The sequence below is a fragment of the Haloarchaeobius marinus genome (assembly GCF_051207415.1).
Classification (GTDB): domain Archaea; phylum Halobacteriota; class Halobacteria; order Halobacteriales; family Natrialbaceae; genus Haloarchaeobius.
Genome location: NZ_JBPKGD010000001.1, coordinates 1088219 through 1107083 on the forward strand (window position 1 = coordinate 1088219; position 18865 = coordinate 1107083).

An 18865-nucleotide genomic window follows, 5' to 3' on the forward strand; every position below is an offset into this window, starting at 1 on the left:
GTGTGCTGTCTGGAACCGCGAAGTCTCGACCCAGCACACATCTCGCTAGTAAATGTGAACAACGATTAACCCGTGAGGTGCCGTATCTTTCACCCGAGGCATAACAATGAGTACAGAATCCACTACGGCAGCGCCAGCAGTACCGACAGAACTACAACAGAACTGGCGGTTCCTACTCGGAACGGGTATCGTCATCTCCCTTCTCGGGGTACTCGCCTTCTTCACGCCCTTCGTGACGGGCATCGCGATATCGTACCTGCTCGGCGGGCTCCTGATCGTCGGCGGGCTCGTCCACGTCGTCAACGCGTTCACCGTCCGGGGCTGGAAGGGCTCGCTCTGGCAGATAATCCTGGCCATCGTCTACGGGCTGGCTGGCATCTCGCTGGTCGTGAACCCCCTCGTCGGACTGGTGACGCTGACGATCCTGGTCATCGCGTACTTCCTCGTCGAGGGAATCGTCGAGATCGTCATGGCCTTCCAGATGCGTCCCGAACCACGGTGGGGCTGGGTGCTCTTCAGCGGCGTCGTGTCCCTGGTCCTCGCCGCGTTGCTCTGGGTCGGGTTCCCGTCGACGGCCATCTGGGCGGTCGGGCTCCTGGTCGGTGTCAGCCTGCTCACGACGGGGCTGTCGCTGATATCCGTCGCATTGACGGGTCGGAGGGCCGCGCCCAAGGGCGGCGAGAAGCCGGAGACCGAAACCCCGAGCGTCTGAACGCGGATCGGTCGACGTCGACCGATTCGACGTTCTCCGGTTTTTTATCAGCGTGTCACCCGGTAGCGTCCAGTCGCGCTCTCGTGCGTGTGACGTCGGATGCGGGGGACATCGTCGACTCGATAGCGGTCGGTCCGGACGCGACGTGACCGGACTGCGTTTCGGTCGACTCCAGCGTCCGCGATGGCCACCCCAGCGGCGGGTCCGGCGGTTCGTCCTCGGAGATCTGGGCCTCGATGAACCCGACCCGGACGACCACGTCACGACCGAGGCTCTCGGTCAACTGGTCGTCGAACCGCTGTGCGAGGTCTGGCGGTATCTCCTGGTCCCGTGGGACCCCGATGAGGACGTCGACGCGCGGTTGATTGCCGAGGAGTATGTCGACGGGTCGGTAGTCGACGGTGACGCTGACGAGTTCGACCCCTTCGATGTCGGCCTCGTCGAACTGTTGCTGGAGCTGTGACTGGGTCTGCTGTTCGAGCGACTCGGTCTGGAACGTCGTCCACGTGACGGCGCCGAGGACGATGGAGAGGACGGCCAGACCGATGGCGATGACCATGAGTCTGGAGACGAGAGAGGCCTTCACACCCTCGAACTTCCCGGCCTCGAGCGGCTTGAACCCGGCCAGGTAGAACAGGAGGAGCGCGGAGAGGTTGATGGCGAGCAGGTTGACGACGACGAGCACCGCGCCGGCGATGGCGACACCCGGCAAGCCGAAGGCGATGCCGAGTCCCGACGTCGCAGCAGGCGGAACGAGCGCCACGGCGATGGCGACGCCCACCAGCGTGGACCCCGACCCCCGCATGATGCTGAGCGCCCCGGCGAACCCGGACCCGAGGGCGAGAAAGAGCGAGAGGAAGTTCGGACTGGTGCGTTCTGTAATCTGTGGGACACTCCTGATGTCGAGTTCTGGGGGGATGAGGATGGACTGCTGCAGCAACCAGCCCATGACGGCGGCGGTCGCGATGGCGGCGAGCAATCCCGTCACCTGTAGCGTCACGCCCCTGGAAGCCATGCGCTGGTCGTCGAGGATGGTCCCGACGCTCGCGGAGACGGCAGGACCCATCAGCGGTGCGACGACCATCGCGCCGATGATGGTCGCTGCCGAGTCGAGTAGTAACCCGGTGGTCGCGATCACCGTGCTCAAGATCAGGAACGCGAAGAACGTGGAGTTGGCCGGTGCGAGGTCCTGTGCCCGGGCGTACAGTTCCTCGCGCGAGATGCGAAGCCCGGGGAATCGCTCGACCAGGGCCGACAACCGTTCCGACACGACCGTCTCCGTCGGGAGGACGATGGTGTAGGCGTCCGACCGAACCCCTGCGTCCGTCAATCGATCCATGATGGTTTCCACGCCGCTGGGAGGGACCGGAAACTGGACCATCGCCTCGAAGTCACCCCGTCCGACCTCGTCGAACACCGCGTAGTCGATCCCCTGGTCGTCGAGGGCCTCTAGAACGTTCGCTCTTCGACCCTCCGGTATCAGTACCTGTACGAGTCGCATACGGTGTGTACGACATCTGAGGTGATAAAAGTGGGAGACGTTTCTTGCTGGCACGTCCAGCCCGGGAATCGAGGTCTGACGGCTCTGGTTGGCAACGTCCCTCGGCGGTCGGGCCGGCCGACCGACACGTCACGTCCTGATTGGTACGTGGTAACTATCGTTAAGAACGTGTCCATCGAAACACAGGTGCGGAGGTTCCAATGAGCTCACTCGTAGTACTAGCATTCGATTCGATGGACGGCGCAGAGAAGATGCGCGAGAAGATGTACGACCTGCAACGGCGTGAACTGATCACGCTCGAGGACGCGGCGGTCGCCGTCCGCAAGGAGAACGGCCAGGTGAAAGTCAAGCAGGCCCACAGCCTCGTGGGTGCCGGCGCACTCGGCGGTGCGTTCTGGGGACTGCTCATCGGCATCATCTTCTGGATGCCCTGGCTCGGGATGGCCATCGGCAGCGTGACGGGTGCGCTGAGTGGCAAGTTCTCGGACATCGGCATCGACGACTCCTTCATCAAGGAGGTCGGCGAACAGATCGACCCCGGCGAATCCGGACTGTTCCTGCTCGCCCGCGACGCACAGATGGACCGTATCAAGGACGAACTGTCCGACTTCCAGTTCGAGATAATCGAGACGAACCTCTCGCCGGAACAGGAGACCCGCCTCCGGGAGACGTTCGCCGCCGAGGAAGTCGCCGGGTGAGGAGTCCCGGACCATCGACCCGACCGATTTTTCGAGAACGCGAACCACTCCGGGGGACGCCGCAAGATGTTTGCTGGACGACACGCTACTATACGTAGTATGAGCGTTCCCTTTCGGCGAGAGGCTGGCGAGACGGGCCGGCTACCCGCGTTGAGCGATGGGGTCATCGCCATCGTCATCACCCTGCTCGTGCTGGACATCACGGTTCCGACCGTCCCCGCCGGCAGTCCGACGTCGGTCGTCGTCGAGCGGATCGTCGAACAGTGGCAGGACTTCTTCGGGTTCGTGTTGAGTTTCCTGGTCATCGGCCAGTACTGGGTCCTCCACCGTCGCACGTTCGTCTACATCGAGACGCACGAACGCGGAGTGGTCTCTCTCAATCTCGTCTTCCTCCTTCTGGTCGCGTTCATCCCCTACGCGACGTCCGTGTTCACGACGTATCCCGGCCGACTCGGTATCGTGTTCCTCTCGGGCGTCCTGGCGCTCACCGGGTACAGTCTCGCGATACTGTGGCTGTACGCGTCGAGACGCGACCTCATCGGGACGGGAGTGACGTCTCGCGCAGTCCAGATTCGAGCGGCCCAGTACCTCGCCTCGCCCCTCGTGTTCACGGCCGCGATACCCGTCGCCCTCGTTTCGCCGACGGCGGCTATCCTCGTCTGGCTCCTGGTGATACCGATAAACGGCGCGCTACAGTTGCGTCTGCTGTCGAGTCTCGACGACTCGCAAGGCGCTTAGTCTCGACGAGCGAACGGTCTTCAGGGAGACGTCGGCTGTCTCCGTCCGTCGGCCATCCCGTCGACGAGGAGGCCGTTGATGTACGACGGGTCGGGGACGCTCCGGAATCTCATCTCGGCCTTGCCCGACCCGGCCGTGTCGAGTTTCATGTCGCCGCAGTCGACGAGACGCTGGAGGAACGTCTGGGTGAACGTGACGTTCTGGATGCGGTCGAGCCGGATCGTATCGATGCTCTTGTGGAGGAGGCCCCGTCTCCGGTAGACCTTCTCGGAGGTGATGACGTAGACGACGGACTGGTACAGGACGTAGGCGTACGCACCGACGCCGACCGCACCGAGGACGACGAGCCATCCGATCCAGTGCCAGTTCGTCGGCAGTATCCAGATCGTGAGGAGTCCGGCGAGGAACACGCCGACCGTGACGCCGATCCAGTACTTGACGAGGTAGGGGCTCGGCCGGCCGGACCAGACGACCTCTTCGCCGGAACCGAGCGTCACCCACTCACGGGGAGTGGTGCTTGACATACGTGGAGGTATGGTCTCGATTGGCAAAGCCGTTTCCACGAGGTTCTGCAAGCGCGACCGCGACGGGCGACAGTCTCGGGGCGGACTGCACGAAAGAAAGTGGGGGAGTCGCTGAGTAGGCTGGTCGTCCAGTCGTTCAGTACTGGGTCTGGGGCTGCTGGTACTGCTGGGTTCCCTGCTGCTGGACCGGCTGCTGGACCTGCTGTTGCATCCCCTGCTGGCCGAAGCTCTGGAGTCGACCCAGCGCGTTGCTGATGGCCTGGGCGGTCTGCTGGCCCTGCTGGAGCGCCTCCTGCACCTCGGGCTCGCTCGCGCGCTGCTGGAGCTCCTGGATGCCCTGCTGGATGGTCTGGCGGGTCGCGTGCCCGATGGGTTCGGCGAACGGCGACTCTCGGAGGATGAGTCCCTTCTCGAGGTGGGCGATCTGTGCGAGGTCGTCACACCGCGCCGCGACGCGCGGCCTGCCTCGCTGGACCGCACGGGACTTCGCCCATTCCATGAGCGTCTCGAACTTCTCCAGGTCGCTCACTGCCTGCTGGACCTCGTGCGGGACAGTCTCCTGGAACCGTCGTCCCATGAACTGGCCGACCTGGCTCCCCTGGAACTGCTGGCCCATCTGTGTCTGGGCCTGGTACTGTGGCTGGTATTCCTGCTGTACACCCGACGTCGCCGACGTTGGTTGCTGTAGTTGCTGAGACATCGTATCACTGTGCTGCCCTTGGAACCACTCGTGGCTCCTGCGGGCCGATTCGGACTTCGACAGACACTGGAATTGTTATACTGGCCTTGCCAGGCACCCGTCGCCAGAAACCTCGCTGTTCGTTCTTGGAAGTAGTCCGTTTCGGCGGGTATCCCCGCGCTAGGTTTCCGACCAACACCTGCCCATCGTGGGACGATAAGCTCCGGGCAACGCTCTTAAGTCGGTGTTATCTGATTCTCGTCGGTCACTCGTGGTCGGCCGCGTCCCGGTCCGCCTCGCGACGCTCCGGGTCGTCGTCGAGGGTTGGGGCCACCCGTGGGAGCAGCGTCGACGAGAGGAGCACGAGGAGGACGAACAGCGTCAGGAGCAACAGCGCGGCTCGCTGTGCCTCGACGATGGCGGCCTCGAACACCCGGGCGAGGAGTTCCTGCTGGTCGGGCGGCAACCGGGACAGGAGCTCCTGTTGCGTCTGGCTGGTCGCCGTCTCGGCCGCATCTTCGAGCGCCACGACGAGCGCGTCCCGACGCGCGCCCGAGACAGCTGCTCCACTGGCCAGCAGGACGCCGTCGACGACGTTCCCGTAGAAATCCCTGAGCAGGTAGGCACCGACGATGGCGGTGCCGAACGAGTAGCCGAGCATCGCCGTCGCGTTCAGGACGCCCGAGGCAGCGGCCGCGTCGTGCGTGCCGACCGCGGAGAGCGTCATGTCGATGAGCTGTCCCATGACGAGTCCGAGTCCGAGGCCGAACAGTGCCATCGGGACGAACAGTTCTGCGAACGTCAGCTCGATGCTGGTCTGTCCGACCAGCGACAGGAGTCCGACTCCCATGAGTACGGTTCCACCCTGGACGAGCGTCTTCGGCGAGACGTACCGACGCCACCCGGTGGTGTAGATGGAGGCGACGAACGTCCCGACCGAGAACGGCAGCATCGCCAGGCCGGTCTCGAACGCCGTGTACCCGACGCCCGACTGGAGGAACACCGGGATGACGAAGATGAACCCGGCCATGACCATCGACCGCGTCGTGTTGGTGACGATGCCGGCCGTGAACGTCGTGTTCTTCAGCACGCGGATGGGGACCAGGGGGTCCCGCCCGGCCGCCTCCAGCCGGAGTTCGTACTGGACGAACGCGGCGTACGTGAACAGACCGATGGCGACCAGCCAGACGGTCGGCGACGTGCCGAACGGGTTGAACTGGACGCCGGCGACGACGAACGGGCGTCGTGCCAGCACCCATCCGTACCTGCTGGCCAGCAGGATACCGGCGACGAGCGTCGTCGTGCCGAGGATGGAGAGGACCGTCCCGCCGACGTCCAACCGGAGACGCGTCTCCTGCAATCGCTCAGCGGGGAGGTACCGGACGAACGCGAGGGCGACGACCACGATGATGGCCTCGAGGGCGAACCCCCACCGCCAGCTCGCGAACGTGGTCACGGCACCACCGAGGAGCGGTCCGATAGCCGCACCGGCAGCGTTCACCCCGGCGAGGATGCCCAGCGCTTTCGCCCGGTCCCGCCCGTCGTAACTGACCACGAGTACGGTGAACGTCAACGGAAGCAACACCGCCGCTGCCGCCCCCTCGATGAGTGACCAGCCGAGGTAGAGGACGGCCGGGTTCCAGCTCACCGCCGCCAGCAGCGTCCCGACCCCGTAGACGATGAGCGTGACCGTCATCAGGCGCCGAATCCCGTACATCGACGGGAGCTTCCCGCCGGGGAGGATGAGTGCGGCCATCACCATCGAGTAGAACGTGATGGCTCCCTGTATCACGGTGACGGTCGTGTCGAGGTCGACGACGAGCGCCGGGATGGCGACGTTCATCAGCGTCGAGTCGATGACGGCGATGAACATCGACAGGCTCACGGCGATCGCCGGGCCCCAGTACTGCAGTCCGCCCGCCGACCGCTCGTCCGGAGACGTCGCCCCGCCCGTCGGGTCGCTTGCGCTCGAACTCATATGATAGGCTGTTCGATGCCAACTCTGATGTAAGTTAGTACCACGTCCATCTCGATTCGTCGGCCGAACTCGTCCCGGCCCTCGGGAGAACGTACCTGCCGGCAAACTGGAAACAACGTTGATACAATCTCGCGGTGTATCGGCAGGTCACGATGGCTGCTACCGACCGAGAGGGTTCGAGAGTCGCGATCGCCTGCCAGGGAGGCGGAAGTCACACTGCGTTCACCGCCGGCGTCCTCGACAGACTCCTCTCCGAGGACGACGTCGAGTTCGACGTCGTCGGACTCAGCGGAACCTCGGGTGGAGCGATCTGCGCGTTCGCGACCTGGTTCGGACTGGCCAGCGACGAGGGCCGGAACGCGGCCAGACGACTGCTCCGTCGAATCTGGGGCGACATCAGCGCGAAGGCGACGGTCGACTCGCTGGTGAACACGGTCGGCGTCGGGATGGTCCGGGCGGAGAGCATGGGCGTGCCCCTCCCGACGTTCAGCCCTTACGATACGCCGGTCTCGGACTGGAGCAGGGACGTCCTCCGGGAGACCCTCGAAGACGCCATCGACCCGGCCGACCTGGATGCCGTCGTCGGCCGGGACGACCCCCTCCCGCCGCGTCTGGACATCGGTGCCGTGGACGTCCAGCGCGGGACGTTCAGGACGTTCACCGAACGGGACGTGACGTACGACGCAGTCCTCGCCTCGGCCGCGGTCCCGAACCTGTTCAAGGCCGCCCCCGTGACGCAACCGGACGGGACGACGCGATACTACTGGGACGGCCTCTTCTCGCAGAACCCCCCGCTCGGGGAACTCTTCATGGAGTCCGAGGAACGGCTCGAACGAGCCGACGAACTCTGGATCGTCCAGATAAACCCACAGCGCGAGGACGACATACCGACGAGACTCGAAGCCATCGCGGACCGCCGGAACGAACTCGGCGGGAACCTCTCGGTGAACCAGGAACTTGGCTTCATCAGGCAGTTGAACCAGTGGCGGGCCGAGGGCGAACTGACGGCGGCGTGGGACCCCATCGAGGTGAAGACCATCAACCTGGACGAGTCGCTCGCGTCGCCGGGACGGTCGTTCGACTACGCGACGAAGCTCGACCGGTCTCCACGGTTCCTCCAGCGACTGTGGACCCACGGCCGCGAGCAGGCCGAGCGGTTCCTCGCGACCGAGCGGGACCGGCGCGTGGCCCGCGAGGCGGTGGAGACCGCGTGGACGCCGGAGCGAGATGCTGTCTTCGACGAGATGGCACTGCCGTCGTTCGAGGCGAACCTGCCGGCCAGCCTCGTCGAACTCCGGGGGTACCTCCGCGGTGACCCGGAGCAGACGTCGACCGTCTTCGGGGCGGAGGAGTACGTCGAGTTCACAAGCACACTCCGGGAGGCGGTCCCCGACCTCCGGTTCGGCGTGGAGGAACTCGTCGTCGAACCGGACCACGTGGCGGTGCGCTGGCGGGGGACGGGAACCCATACCGGGTCGTTCCTCGACATCGAACCGACCGGTGAGGACGTCGAACTCTCGGGTATCACGATTCTCCACCTCGAAGACGGGCGGGTATCGAAGATATGGTCGCTCTTCGAGCAGTGGAGTCTGCTCCGGCAACTGGCGGACGCCGAACCGGCGCCCCCGGTGTCGACGACGAGTCGCGTCGCGGCGACGCCGGTCGTCACCCAGCTCTCCGCGCCGGCGGAGAACGAAGACCTCGCACGCACCGAGGTCGAGGCAGTCTGGAACGACGGCCGCCGGGAGGCGCTCGACCGGGTTCTCGCCGACGACTGCGTCCTCCACCTGGATACCGGGAACGACCTGCGCGGCCGTGACGCCTACTGGGCGTTCGTCGAGCGGTACCGGGACGCGTTCCCCGACCTGGAGGTGACCATCGAGGATACGGTCTCGGAGGGGGACAAGATAGTCCTCCGGATGCAGCTGCGCGGAACCCACAGGGGACGGTTCCTCGGCGTGGACCCGACCGGGGAGCGCATCGACGTGGCACGGATGGCCATCCACCACGTCGACGACGGCCGCATCGTCGAGACGGGGATGGTCGAGGACACCGTCCGACTCCTCCACCAACTCGGTGCCCGGCCTGCGACGCTCGGACTGAAGGCACTGACCATCCGTCCGTAACCGGTCACCGCCGGTCGTCGACCGACGCGTCACCGACCGGTTCCTCGTCGACCAACGCGTCGCTCGTCGCTGGAGGCGCCTCGAGCCGACGAACGACTAAATGCTGCGGTGTCGAATACCCCGTCTATGGACACATCAGCAGTGTTCAAACTCGTACTGTACGCCGTCGCGGCGGTCGTCGGGTACGTCCTCTTCGCGCCGTATCTCTCGTACATCCTCGCCGCGATCCTCGTCGCGTACGTACTGTATCCGCTCTACCGTCGGTTGGCTCCCCGAATCGGAGAGCGACTGGCGGCACTGTCCTCCATCGTGGTGTTCACCATCGGAATCCTGACACCGTTCCTCCTTCTCGCGTCGGCGCTCCTCGATGCGCTCCGGACCATCCTCGAACTGATCCGCGAGAGGACTCTCACGACCGAAGTACCGGACACGTCGCTCGGAACGATGTTCGACGGGGCGTACACGCTCGGACAGTTCCTCAGCGACGGGAACAGCGACGTCGGGTTGGCGACCATCGCTCGTGATGCCGTGTCGCTCCTGGGTGGCCTCTCGGACGCCCTCATCGGACTGACCATCCTCTATTTCGTCCTCTACTACGCCCTCGTGGACGGCAGAGCGCTCTCTGAGTGGGTCCGCACACGCACGCCACTCCCCGAGGAGCAACTCGACGACATCTGGGAGTACGCCGACGACCTCACGTTCGCAGCCATCGTCGCCGACATCTCGGTCGCCGTCGTGCAGGGCGTCCTTCTGGGTATCGGGTTCTTTTTCGTCGGACTGCCTGGGGTCGTGTTCTGGGCAGTGGTAACGACGCTCTTCGCGTTCCTGCCCATCGTCGGGTCGTTCGTCGTCTACATCCCGGCCTCGATATACCTGTTCGTGACCGGTCGACCGCTCGCGGGGGGCCTCCTGCTCGTCTACGGACTCTTCTTCGTGAGCCTCATCGACAACTACCTGCGACCCCTCATCGGTGGTCATGCAGCGCGGATGAACCCCGCGCTGGTCATGATCGGCATCTTCGGCGGCCTCGCCGTGTTCGGCTTCCTCGGCGTCTTCTACGGGCCGATTCTCCTCGGACTGGCGAAGGGGGTGTTCGAACTGGAGACGCCCGTCGACTGAACGCGAGTGGTGCCGGAGTGCAGCACGTTCTCGCCGGCGTGTCCGCCCGTCGTCGGCCCTGCCACCCCATCGACGATAGATTGATTGGACCACGTATCAAATACCTGTCCTACATGGTGGAGCCTGGCCCGGTTCCCGACCGGAGCGTCTGAGATGCCGGACACGTACTACCTCATCAGCGACCTGCACATCGGTGGCGACGAGCAACTCGAACGGGTCGACTTCCTCGACGAACTGCTCGACTTCCTCCGGGACCTCGAAGAGAGCGACGAGGACGCGGAGCTGATAATCAACGGCGACGCCTTCGGGCTGTGGGAGTTCACCCAGGTCGAGGGCATGGAGAAGTTCGACGCGCTCCTCGAACGGTACCCCGAACTCTTCGAGCAACTCCGGGCGACGGGGAGCCGGATTCCCATCACCCTCATCCCGGGGAACCACGACTACGAGCTCGCGGCCTACCCGGAGTACGTCGACCGACTCGCGGAGTACAACGTCACGCTGGAGCAGGAGGTGTCCATCACCCGAGACGTCGGCGACTACGTCGTCTACGTCGAACACGGGATGCAACGAGACCCGAGCAACCGCATCCCGGACTTCGGGAACCCCTACGCGAACCCACCGGGGTACTTCGTGAACCGCCAGATAACGAGTCGGGCCGGCCGACTCTCCGGTCGCGGGAAGTACAACTGGCTGAAGGACATCCAGGCGGTGACGCCGATGACCCAGATCCCCGACTGGATGATATCGAACTACTTCTACAGGGAGATGAGCGCGTGGCTCAGGTACGCCTCGGTCCCGTTCCTCCTGCTGTTCAACCTGGCGACGCTCTATCTCGCCATCTTCCTGCTCGACCGGGGCGGAATCTGGTCGCTGCCGATGAACGCCGTCCAGGACGTGCTCGCCCTGTTCGGGCCGGTGGGCGAGGTCGTGAACCTCTTTCTCGCCGCGAACCTCGTCATCGTCGGGCTGTTGACGCTCGTCTCCATCCCGCTGTACGTGTTCGCCCGGGACGTCCGGAAGACACTCCGGCGGTTCGGACTCGTCCGGCCGGCCGACGACACCGACCCCACCGAGAAGTACGTCGACGGTGCCCGCGAGGTGTTCGCTGAGAACCCGGCGGTCGCCGTATTCGTGTACGGGCACACGCATCGGCCATCGCTGACCGAGGTCGGCGACCGCCTCGTTCTCAACACCGGGACGTGGCTGAAGCGACTCTATCGGGTCGGGTCCGTCGCCGGCATCGCTCCGCCGGTCTTCTACTCGTCGTACCGGCTCAACTACTTCCGTCTCTCCCCGGCGGACGACGGGAGCGTCGTCGTCGAGTACGAGGTGTTGGAGAAGTCGGACCCGGGAGAGGAGACGCTGCTCCAGCGCCTCGTCACCCGGACGCCCAGTCGCGAGGTTCAGATACCGGGTCGGACCGTGGTCAGCCCGGAGGTCGGGTCGCGGGCCGACGAACCGGACGCCGACGACGGTGGGTCGTGACCCGGTTCCAGGGACCGGGTCGCCACAGAGATGTGGTCGAGTCCAAGGCCGATTCAACAGAAAAAGAGTATGTGTCCTTATTTTATACCTGCTAGAACTACGACCTCGGCCGGTCCCCCCTACCGCTGAATCGAATATGCTCTGTCTCTCCGTCTGAGCCGATATTACGTCCGGTACCGAACTCGAAGGCGTCGGGAGGCCACCTGCTGAGGGATTCGTGTTCTAGCCCGTTGAATGGTAATAAACGGCGTCTATACGTCGAAGTTGAGGTGGCACGTGGTCGCGCCCCGGAATATATAAAGTATGCTACTTTTAGCCAGAACAATCAGGGAAATAGTGGTTTCTCCCATCTGGGGACGTCCGGCCGTCCAGGCCGCATCATGGACAACGGTGTTCCCGGATACCGGAACGCAGTTGACGGTCTCTCGTCTACTGTCAGTCGATGGACGATACGGCCGCAGGGCGACGTCTCAGGTCGACGCCCGGGAGCGTCCTGAAGTACTACCTCTACAAGTCGACCAAGGCGGTCGAGTTCTACCGGCCGATCATGTACCTCTTCTTCCTCGAGCAGGGGCTCGACTTCACGCAGATAGCCATCCTCGAGGCGATATACAACCTGACGACCGTGGTGGGCGAGATTCCGACGGGGTACGTCGGTGACCGCGTCGGGAGACGGAACAGTCTGCTCGTCGGAACGGTCCTCATCACCGCGACGCTTGTCGGAATCGGGCTCTCGGACTCGTTCCTCCCGCTGGCAGTCCTGTACGCGGTCTGGTCGATGGGCTACAACTTCCGGTCGGGGAGCGAAGACGCCTGGCTGTACGATACGCTCACCGACGACCGCTCCGAGGGCGAGTTCGCCCAGGTCCGGGGGCGAGGAGAGTCGGTCTCGCTGGCTGTGGGCACCGTGGCGGCGGTCCTCGGGGGCTACCTCGGTAGCATCGACCTCTCGCTCCCGTGGTTCGTCGCTGCCGCCGTCACCGGCCTCGGCGCGATCGTCCTCCTCACCGTCGACGAACCGGAGGCCTACAGGGAGACCGACACCGGGGAGCTGAGCCTCCGCAGGACGCTCGACGTCGTCAGGGACGCCCTGTCGCGGCCGAACATCCGGTCGCTGATTCTCTACTACTACGTCCTCTACGCCGCGGTCACGTACCTCGTGTTCGTGTTCCTGCAACCGGTATTCGAGACGGTCGTCGTCGACCTCGGCGTTCCGCCCGCCCAGGTCGAGTCGCTCCTCGGCTGGTTCTACGCGGCGTACAGCCTCGTCGGTGCCCTGCTCAGCTACTACACCGGTGCCATCGAGGAGTACGTCGGTATCCGAACGTGGTTCCTGGTTCTCCCGTTCGTGGTCGGCGGGGCGCTGGTCGGACTGTACTTCGTGCCGGTACTCGCACTGCCGACGTTCCTGGTCGCCCGCGGACTCGCCGACGTCACCCGGTCGTTCGCCGGCCAGTACGTCAACGACCGCATCGAGACCCTCGGCCGGGCGACGGTCCTGAGCGCGATGGCGATGGTCAGCGGCCTGACCGTCGTCCCGTTCCAGCTCGGTAGTGGTGTCATCTCCGACCTCGTGTCCCCGTCGTACGCGCTGGCCGTGGCGGGCGTCGTCCTCGTCGTCGGGTCGGCGGCGATACTCCTCTGGGAGGCTCCCGTGTCCGACTGAGGTTCGGCAGCTGGTGTCGGGTCCTCACCACGGTCCCTACCGGGCCGCGAAGACGGCGAGCAGCACGAACGCGTACAGCAGGGCGCCGGCGAGGGCGAGCCATCGGCCGAGGACCAGCGCGACCTGTGCCGGGGCGAGCAGTCCGACCACCTGGAGCGCGAGGCCGCCCCCGAGACAGCCGAGCGAGAGGTACGCGGTCCGGTCTGACGCACCCCTGTAGACCCCGACCGCGGGCGGATAGAACTGGTAGCCGACGCCCAGTATCGTCAGCCCGAGGAACCCGAGCAGGTTCAATCGCAGGTGCGACGTCGGGAGTCCCGCCGTGGAACCCGCGACGGCGAACCAGAGGCCGAGCGTGACCCCGGCGACGCCACTGGCCGCCCCGAGGAGGACGCCGTAGAACCCGACCCGTCGGCGGTCCGACCGGACGAACAGCACGACGTAGCTGACGGCGAACCCGAACACGGCGATGGCCTCGAGGAGTGCACCGACGTGGAACCACGGCGGCGACCAGAGGGAGGCGGCTATCGTCACCGGGCCCAGTGCCCCGGCGAGCAGGACCGGTGCGACGAGTGCCCCGACCGGGCGCGCGACCAGGAAGCGGGGGAGGAGGCGGAACCCGAGCGCGAAGACCAGCAGGCTCGCGGTGCCGGCCGCGAGCAGGTGCGTCGTGCGGGGCGGATAGCCGTCGAACATCGGGGGAAGGCCCGTGTGCATCGCGAGCGTCTCGTAGGTCCCGGCGAGGAGGTACAGGAGGGCGACAGGAACGAACCCGTTGGCGACCCGGTCGACCGGCCGTCGCTGGGCGTTCGCCTCGCCGGTCGCGGTCTCCCTGCCGGTCGGGTTGGTCCGGACGGTCCACGCCAGCGTCCCGAGGAACACGGCGACGCCGAGCGTCCACAGGACCGCGCCGGCGGTTCCCAGCCACGCCTGTCCCGGTCGGAGGGCGGCACCCGCCAGTCCGACCACGCCGGCCACGACCAGCGGGAACTGGACGACCGGCGCGTTCGACCACGCGAGTCGGCGGTCGAAGTACGTCGGGACCAGCGAGTACGCCTTCCCGAACACCGTGAGGAGGACGAACCCGTAGAGTCCGAGCACCACCTCGGCACGTCTGGGGACTCCGGCGACGACGCCTATCTGCCAGAGTACTGCGAACGTCGCGGCGACGAGAACGTACCGACGCGCCCACCGAGAGACCGTCGCGACAGTCATACGCCGTCACACTCGTGCCAACGACTTATCATCCCGTGGTGACCGGCCCGGTCGTCCGGGAACGGGTATCGTCATTGCTCGCCGTCGGATTCGGACCCGCCGTCGACGAGCGCCGTCGTCTGCCGCCGTTCGAACCACGCCCACTCCTTCGTCGACAGCCCCTTCGCTTCGAGGTTCCACGGGTCGCCGTCGCGGACTTCCGGACCCTCCAGCCACGAGGTGACGACGTTCCACGCGAACAGGAGCTGGCCGACCACGAGGACGAAGACGCCGAGGGTGGCCAGCTGGTGGAGGTCGGTGAAGTACCCGACCGGGCCGACCGTCAGTTCGTAGCCCGCGTACCGGCGTGGCATCCCACCGTAGCCCAGGAGGATCATCGGGAAGAACGTCAGGTTCGTCCCGACCATCGTCAGCCAGAAGTGTAGCTTCCCGAGCGTCCGCTGGTACCACTTCCCAGTGTACAGCGGGAACCAGTAGTAGACCCCGGCGAAGACGGCGAACGCGATGCCGCCCATGATGACGTAGTGGAAGTGGGCGATGACGTGGTAGGTGTCGTGCAGGACGAGGTCGATGGGTATCGCCGCCTCGAACACGCCGGTGACGCCGCCGACGATGAAGTTCGCGATGAACCCGATGCAGAACAGCATCGGCGTCCGCAACTCCAGTTTGCCGTTCCACATCGTCGTCATCCAGTTGAACGTCTTGACCGCGCTCGGGATGGCGATGGCGATGGAGACGGCCATGAACGAGGCTCGAAGCCGGGGGTCGATGCCGGACGTGAACATGTGGTGCGCCCAGACGCCGAAACTGAGCACGCCCAGCGCGAGCGTCGAGTAGACGACGAACTTGAAGCCGAACAGCTTCCGACCCGAGAACCGGGGGATGATGTAGCTGATGAGCCCCATCGGCGGGAGGACGAGGATGTACACCTCCGGGTGGCCGAAGAACCAGAACAGGTGTTGCCAGAGGATGGGCGTGCCCCCCTCGACGGTGAAGAAGGTGGTCCCGAAGTTGCGGTCGAGCAGCAGCATGACGAGCGCGCTGCCCAGCAGCGGGAAGGCGAACAGTATCTGTGCCGACTGCACCAGGACCGTCCACGAGAAGATGTCGAGGGTCGCCCAGGTGACGTCCTCGTCGCGCTCCGTGAATATCGTGGTGATGAAGTTGATGGCACCCATCGTCGCCGAGACGCCGGTGAGGTGCAGTCCGAGTATCATCAGGTCCACGCCCGGGTTGGACTGTTCGATAGAGAGCGGCGTGTACATCGTCCACGCCGTCTGTGCGCCTTCGACGCCGACGCCAAGTGGCTGGAGGAGCAGTCCACCCCAGATGAGCAGTGCCCCCGGTGGCAGGAGCCAGAACGCCAGCGCGTTGATGCGCGGGAAGGCCATGTCGTCTGCACCGATGAGCAGGGGGATGAGGTAGTTCGAGAACGCCGCCAGCATCGGCGTTCCGAACAGGAACAGCATCGTGACGCCGTGGGTCGTCAGCAGCGCGTTGTACAGTTCGTACCCGAGGAGGTCGGTCGGCGGGGTCACGAGTTCGGTTCGCATCAGCGTGACCGCGATGCCACCCCACGCGAACGACAGCAACGCGAACGCGCCGTACATGAGACCGATGTCCTTGTGGTCGACGGTCGTCAGCCAGCGGGTGAGTCCCGACGGCTTCTCGGCGTGTCCAGTCGCCTGCCCCGCCGTCCCGCCCGTCGGTTCGTACGACCGCCACTCGTTGAACTGCGTGACCCACCGCATGACGCCGAGCAGTCCGAGACTCGTCAGGCCGGTGAGCGCGAGTTGACCGGGTCCGATGTCCATGCGGTCGGGTTCTCGGCAGTGCCGTATGGTGGTTGTCGGGAACATCTTCGGGTCGACCGGACGGGGGTCGGCCGCCGGAGGGGGAGGCCGTCACCGTTCCAGTCGCGCCAGGGCCGCCCGCGTGTTGACGTTCGTCGTAGAGGCTTCCAGGTCGACGCCGGCAGGCGCGTCACCGACCGGGACGGACGCGACCTCGTCGAACTGCGACGGGAGTGCCCGGACGCCGGCAGCAGGGGTGACCTCGTCCCGGATGCAAGCGACCGCGGCACGCCGATACAGTGCGTGGAGCGGTTCGGGGTCACCCGAGGCGCCGATGGGTACCACGGCGTCGACCTCGTCGGCCCGCCTGTCGGCGAGGAACCGGATCGCAGCGGGGGAAACGAGTGGCATGTCGCACGCACAGAGGAACAGCCACGGCGTGTCGACGGCGTCCAGCGCACCGTAGAGTCCGGCGAGCGGCCCGGAGAAGGCGCTGTCGTCGAACCTCGTGCGGACGTCGCCGACCGCGCTGCCGAGTCGCTGGCGCTGGTCCTCGGTCCGGAACGCGAGGACTGGCGTCCGGTCGGTCCCCGCCCGGACGGCCTCCGACACGCGCAAGAGGAGGGGGTCGCCGTCGAGCGTCGCGAGCGCCTTGTGGCCGTCTGTGAAGCGCGTACTCCCGCCCCCGGCGAGCACGACGCCGGTCATCGGCTCCTCAGACCCCATCTGCACCGTCGTCGCCTGTGCCCTCGTACGCCGCCCTGTCTTCGTCCGGGTCGAGCGAGACGGGCCGCAGCGCGACGACGTCCTTGACCGCACGGGGTCCCTCGATGGCCGGGGCCAGGAACCGGGGACCGTCGAGCCGGTCGCCGTCGCGTTCGAACGCGAGCAGGCCCTCGACGGCGACGCGTACCTCGACGCAACTCCGGTAGCCGTCGCGGCTCTCGACGACGAGGTGGGTGGTCTCGCCCGGGAGGCCGACGGCGTCGACGAGGTCCGCGACCGGGACTCCGCGCCAGGTCGCGTCGACCTGGCCACCGGTGAGGCACTCGTACCCGAGGGTCCGGTCGACCGTGCGGACGTCGGGGCTGTCGAGTAGCGCCGCCAGCGAGCCCTCTTCGCCCACGCGTACTCGGTGGGCGTCTCCGTTCGAGTCCCGCCGACCGGCCGTCTCTCGTCCGCTCATCTGTGTGGTGTGCCTTTCGTTCGCACGGTCATGAAGCTCACGCCCTGGCGGGAAGTCGACTCGACACCTACTCCCACCGCTGGACCTCGACGGTCGTCCCCGCGTCGAGTCGGACCACGTCCTCGGGGACGACGACCCACCCGTCGGTGAGTGCGACGCTGGAGAGGATGCTCGCGCCGCTCGTCCGCGTCTCTCGGACGACCCGTCGCCCGTCCGCCGTGTCGAGCGTGGCGCGAGCGAAGCGCCGAACCCCGGGGTCGGTGTCTATCGGTTCGGTCAGTTCGGCCTCGACGGTCGGGAACTCGGGGAGGGGCAACCGGCCGACGGCCTTCACCGCGGGTCGGAGGAACTGGACGGCGGTGACGATGCAGGACACCGGGTAACCCGGCAGGAGGAGGACCGGGGTGTCGTCGACGACGCCGAGGGCGACCGGGTGGCCGGGTCTGATGGAGACGCCGTGGACGAACACCGACCCGAGGTCGTCGACGACGTCGGGGACGAGGTCACGGTCGCCCACGGACGACCCGCCGGTCGTCACGACGACGTCGTGGTCGAGGGCCTCCTCGACGGCCGCCGCGAGCGCGTCGTGGTCGTCGGGAACCACGTCCCCGTACGTCGGGTCGCCACCCCACTCGCGGACGCAGGTCGAGACGGTCAGCCCGTTCGTCTCGACGACCTCGCCGGGGGCCGGGTCGGACTGGACGAGTTCCTCCCCCGTCGGGAGGACGGCGACCGTCGGCCGCCCGTAGACGGTGACCGACCGCGTCCCCACGCTCTTCAGCAGGGCGGCGTCAGCGGGTCCCAGTCGGTGACCGGGGTCGAACAGCGCGGTTCCCCGGGTCACGTCCTCCCCGACGGGCGCGACGTCCTTCCCGGCGGCGACTGGGCGGGTGACGCCGACGCCGTCGTCGACGTCGACCGTCCGTTCGACCCGGACGACGGCGTCCGCCCCGTCCGGGAGTTCGCTCCCGGTGTGGACCGGAACTGCCTCGCCCGACCCGACGCGGCCCTCCGTCAGTCGGAGCGAGGCCGGCGCGTCGGTACGCGCCCCCGCCGTGTCGTCGGCGCGCACCGCGTAGCCGTCCATCGCTGCACGTCGGTAGTGCGGGATGCTCCGTGTCGCCGTCACCGACTCGGCGAGGACCCGGCCCGTCGCCGCCGGGAGGGACACCGACTCGGTCCGTTCGACCGGCCGAAGCCGCCGGTGGAGGTCGTCGAGTGCCGTCGCCAGGGGGACGGGGTCCGTGGTGGTCATCGCGGGCCTCCCCGGGTGGTCGTCGGTAGTTCCATCGGTACGCCTGGACGTGGGTCCGGCAAGACCTTATAGCCCCGTTGCGAGTCCGTTCCGGCGAGGCTCCACGGACGGCGTGCCCCTCGTATCACGATTGTCAGGTTTTAACATACCACACGATGTAGTTGCAGGCAGGTCGGACGGCCTCCACGCC

General features: G+C 66.3%; 16 protein-coding genes. 7 read left to right on the forward strand and 9 right to left on the reverse strand.

From position 1 onward, the window contains the following. Positions 1–106 precede the first annotated feature (106 nt). Positions 107–712 carry an HdeD family acid-resistance protein gene (locus ACSC1W_RS05465; RefSeq protein WP_435345858.1) on the forward strand — a complete coding sequence of 202 codons (606 nt, stop codon included), beginning with the start codon at positions 107–109 and terminating at the stop codon, positions 710–712. A gap of 55 nt (positions 713–767) precedes the next feature. Here the strand turns inward: ACSC1W_RS05465 and ACSC1W_RS05470 are convergent, their stop codons facing one another. Beyond that, positions 768–2213, reverse strand: coding sequence for a TIGR00341 family protein (locus tag ACSC1W_RS05470; RefSeq protein WP_435345860.1), 1446 nt, complete (start codon positions 2211–2213; stop codon positions 768–770). A gap of 233 nt (positions 2214–2446) precedes the next feature. Here ACSC1W_RS05470 and ACSC1W_RS05475 point away from each other — a divergent pair, with 233 nt between their 5' ends. Together ACSC1W_RS05475 and ACSC1W_RS05480 are read left to right on the forward strand one after the other, a co-directional pair. After that, a complete protein-coding gene (locus ACSC1W_RS05475; RefSeq protein WP_435346012.1) occupies positions 2447–2911 on the forward strand; it encodes a DUF1269 domain-containing protein in 465 nt (154 codons plus the stop codon). Between the two features lie 99 nt (positions 2912–3010). Further along, the gene (locus tag ACSC1W_RS05480; RefSeq protein WP_435345861.1) at positions 3011–3649 is read left to right on the forward strand and encodes a TMEM175 family protein; all 639 of its coding nucleotides are present in this window, start codon (positions 3011–3013) and stop codon (positions 3647–3649) included. Positions 3650–3669: 20 nt separating this feature from the next. Here the strand turns inward: ACSC1W_RS05480 and ACSC1W_RS05485 are convergent, their stop codons facing one another. From ACSC1W_RS05485 to ACSC1W_RS05495, 3 genes are all read right to left on the reverse strand, one after another. Next, positions 3670–4173 carry a PH domain-containing protein gene (locus ACSC1W_RS05485; protein ID WP_435345863.1) on the reverse strand — a complete coding sequence of 168 codons (504 nt, stop codon included), beginning with the start codon at positions 4171–4173 and terminating at the stop codon, positions 3670–3672. Positions 4174–4309: 136 nt separating this feature from the next. Further along, complete coding sequence (locus ACSC1W_RS05490) at positions 4310–4873, reverse strand: hypothetical protein (RefSeq protein WP_435345865.1); 564 nt, start codon at positions 4871–4873, stop codon at positions 4310–4312. Positions 4874–5117: 244 nt separating this feature from the next. Then, positions 5118–6830, reverse strand: a complete 1713-nt coding sequence (locus ACSC1W_RS05495) for an MFS transporter (RefSeq protein WP_435345867.1) — start codon at positions 6828–6830, stop codon at positions 5118–5120. Between the two features lie 152 nt (positions 6831–6982). On the opposite strand from ACSC1W_RS05495, the gene ACSC1W_RS05500 reads away from it, so the two are divergent. The 4 genes from ACSC1W_RS05500 (at position 6983) to ACSC1W_RS05515 (ending at position 13226) form a co-directional block, all read left to right on the forward strand. After that, a complete protein-coding gene (locus tag ACSC1W_RS05500; RefSeq protein ID WP_435345869.1) occupies positions 6983–8956 on the forward strand; it encodes an ester cyclase in 1974 nt (657 codons plus the stop codon). A gap of 126 nt (positions 8957–9082) precedes the next feature. Beyond that, positions 9083–10075: an AI-2E family transporter gene (locus ACSC1W_RS05505; protein ID WP_435345870.1), complete on the forward strand. Its 993-nt coding sequence runs from the start codon at positions 9083–9085 to the stop codon at positions 10073–10075. A gap of 153 nt (positions 10076–10228) precedes the next feature. Further along, positions 10229–11560, forward strand: a complete 1332-nt coding sequence (locus ACSC1W_RS05510) for a metallophosphoesterase family protein (RefSeq protein WP_435345871.1) — start codon at positions 10229–10231, stop codon at positions 11558–11560. A 442-nt stretch (positions 11561–12002) separates the two neighbouring features. Continuing rightward, positions 12003–13226: an MFS transporter gene (locus tag ACSC1W_RS05515; protein ID WP_435345872.1), complete on the forward strand. Its 1224-nt coding sequence runs from the start codon at positions 12003–12005 to the stop codon at positions 13224–13226. A 36-nt stretch (positions 13227–13262) separates the two neighbouring features. Here ACSC1W_RS05515 and ACSC1W_RS05520 read toward each other — a convergent pair whose 3' ends face one another. The 5 genes from ACSC1W_RS05520 to ACSC1W_RS05540 all read right to left on the reverse strand — a co-directional run bounded on the left by ACSC1W_RS05520 (position 13263) and on the right by ACSC1W_RS05540 (position 18675). Then, positions 13263–14441, reverse strand: a complete 1179-nt coding sequence (locus ACSC1W_RS05520) for a hypothetical protein (protein WP_435345874.1) — start codon at positions 14439–14441, stop codon at positions 13263–13265. A gap of 71 nt (positions 14442–14512) precedes the next feature. After that, positions 14513–16255, reverse strand: a complete 1743-nt coding sequence (locus ACSC1W_RS05525; RefSeq protein ID WP_435345876.1) for a cbb3-type cytochrome c oxidase subunit I — start codon at positions 16253–16255, stop codon at positions 14513–14515. A gap of 90 nt (positions 16256–16345) precedes the next feature. After that, on the reverse strand, positions 16346–16960 hold the full coding sequence (gene mobA, locus ACSC1W_RS05530; protein WP_435345877.1) for a molybdenum cofactor guanylyltransferase: 615 nt from the start codon (positions 16958–16960) through the stop codon (positions 16346–16348). Beyond that, a complete protein-coding gene (locus ACSC1W_RS05535; RefSeq protein ID WP_435345879.1) occupies positions 16950–17360 on the reverse strand; it encodes a molybdopterin-dependent oxidoreductase in 411 nt (136 codons plus the stop codon). Before ACSC1W_RS05535 ends, mobA begins: the two co-directional genes overlap by 11 nt. A 127-nt stretch (positions 17361–17487) precedes the next feature. Continuing rightward, the gene (locus tag ACSC1W_RS05540) at positions 17488–18675 is read right to left on the reverse strand and encodes a molybdopterin molybdotransferase MoeA (protein WP_435345881.1); all 1188 of its coding nucleotides are present in this window, start codon (positions 18673–18675) and stop codon (positions 17488–17490) included. Positions 18676–18865: the final 190 nt, after the last annotated feature.

Bases quoted from the DNA above. Each gene is read 5' to 3' on its own strand.
- ACSC1W_RS05465 (WP_435345858.1), top strand. From the start codon at position 107: ATGAGTACAGAATCCACTACGGCAGCGCCAGCAGTACCGACAGAACTA.
- ACSC1W_RS05470 (WP_435345860.1), bottom strand. From the start codon at position 2,213: ATGCGACTCGTACAGGTACTGATACCGGAGGGTCGAAGAGCGAACGTT.
- ACSC1W_RS05475 (WP_435346012.1), top strand. From the start codon at position 2,447: ATGGACGGCGCAGAGAAGATGCGCGAGAAGATGTACGACCTGCAACGG.
- ACSC1W_RS05480 (WP_435345861.1), top strand. From the start codon at position 3,011: ATGAGCGTTCCCTTTCGGCGAGAGGCTGGCGAGACGGGCCGGCTACCC.
- ACSC1W_RS05485 (WP_435345863.1), bottom strand. From the start codon at position 4,173: ATGTCAAGCACCACTCCCCGTGAGTGGGTGACGCTCGGTTCCGGCGAA.
- ACSC1W_RS05490 (WP_435345865.1), bottom strand. From the start codon at position 4,873: ATGTCTCAGCAACTACAGCAACCAACGTCGGCGACGTCGGGTGTACAG.
- ACSC1W_RS05495 (WP_435345867.1), bottom strand. From the start codon at position 6,830: ATGAGTTCGAGCGCAAGCGACCCGACGGGCGGGGCGACGTCTCCGGAC.
- ACSC1W_RS05500 (WP_435345869.1), top strand. From the start codon at position 6,983: ATGGCTGCTACCGACCGAGAGGGTTCGAGAGTCGCGATCGCCTGCCAG.
- ACSC1W_RS05505 (WP_435345870.1), top strand. From the start codon at position 9,083: ATGGACACATCAGCAGTGTTCAAACTCGTACTGTACGCCGTCGCGGCG.
- ACSC1W_RS05510 (WP_435345871.1), top strand. From the start codon at position 10,229: ATGCCGGACACGTACTACCTCATCAGCGACCTGCACATCGGTGGCGAC.
- ACSC1W_RS05515 (WP_435345872.1), top strand. From the start codon at position 12,003: ATGGACGATACGGCCGCAGGGCGACGTCTCAGGTCGACGCCCGGGAGC.
- ACSC1W_RS05520 (WP_435345874.1), bottom strand. From the start codon at position 14,441: ATGACTGTCGCGACGGTCTCTCGGTGGGCGCGTCGGTACGTTCTCGTC.
- ACSC1W_RS05525 (WP_435345876.1), bottom strand. From the start codon at position 16,255: ATGGACATCGGACCCGGTCAACTCGCGCTCACCGGCCTGACGAGTCTC.
- mobA (WP_435345877.1), bottom strand. From the start codon at position 16,960: ATGGGGTCTGAGGAGCCGATGACCGGCGTCGTGCTCGCCGGGGGCGGG.
- ACSC1W_RS05540 (WP_435345881.1), bottom strand. From the start codon at position 18,675: ATGACCACCACGGACCCCGTCCCCCTGGCGACGGCACTCGACGACCTC.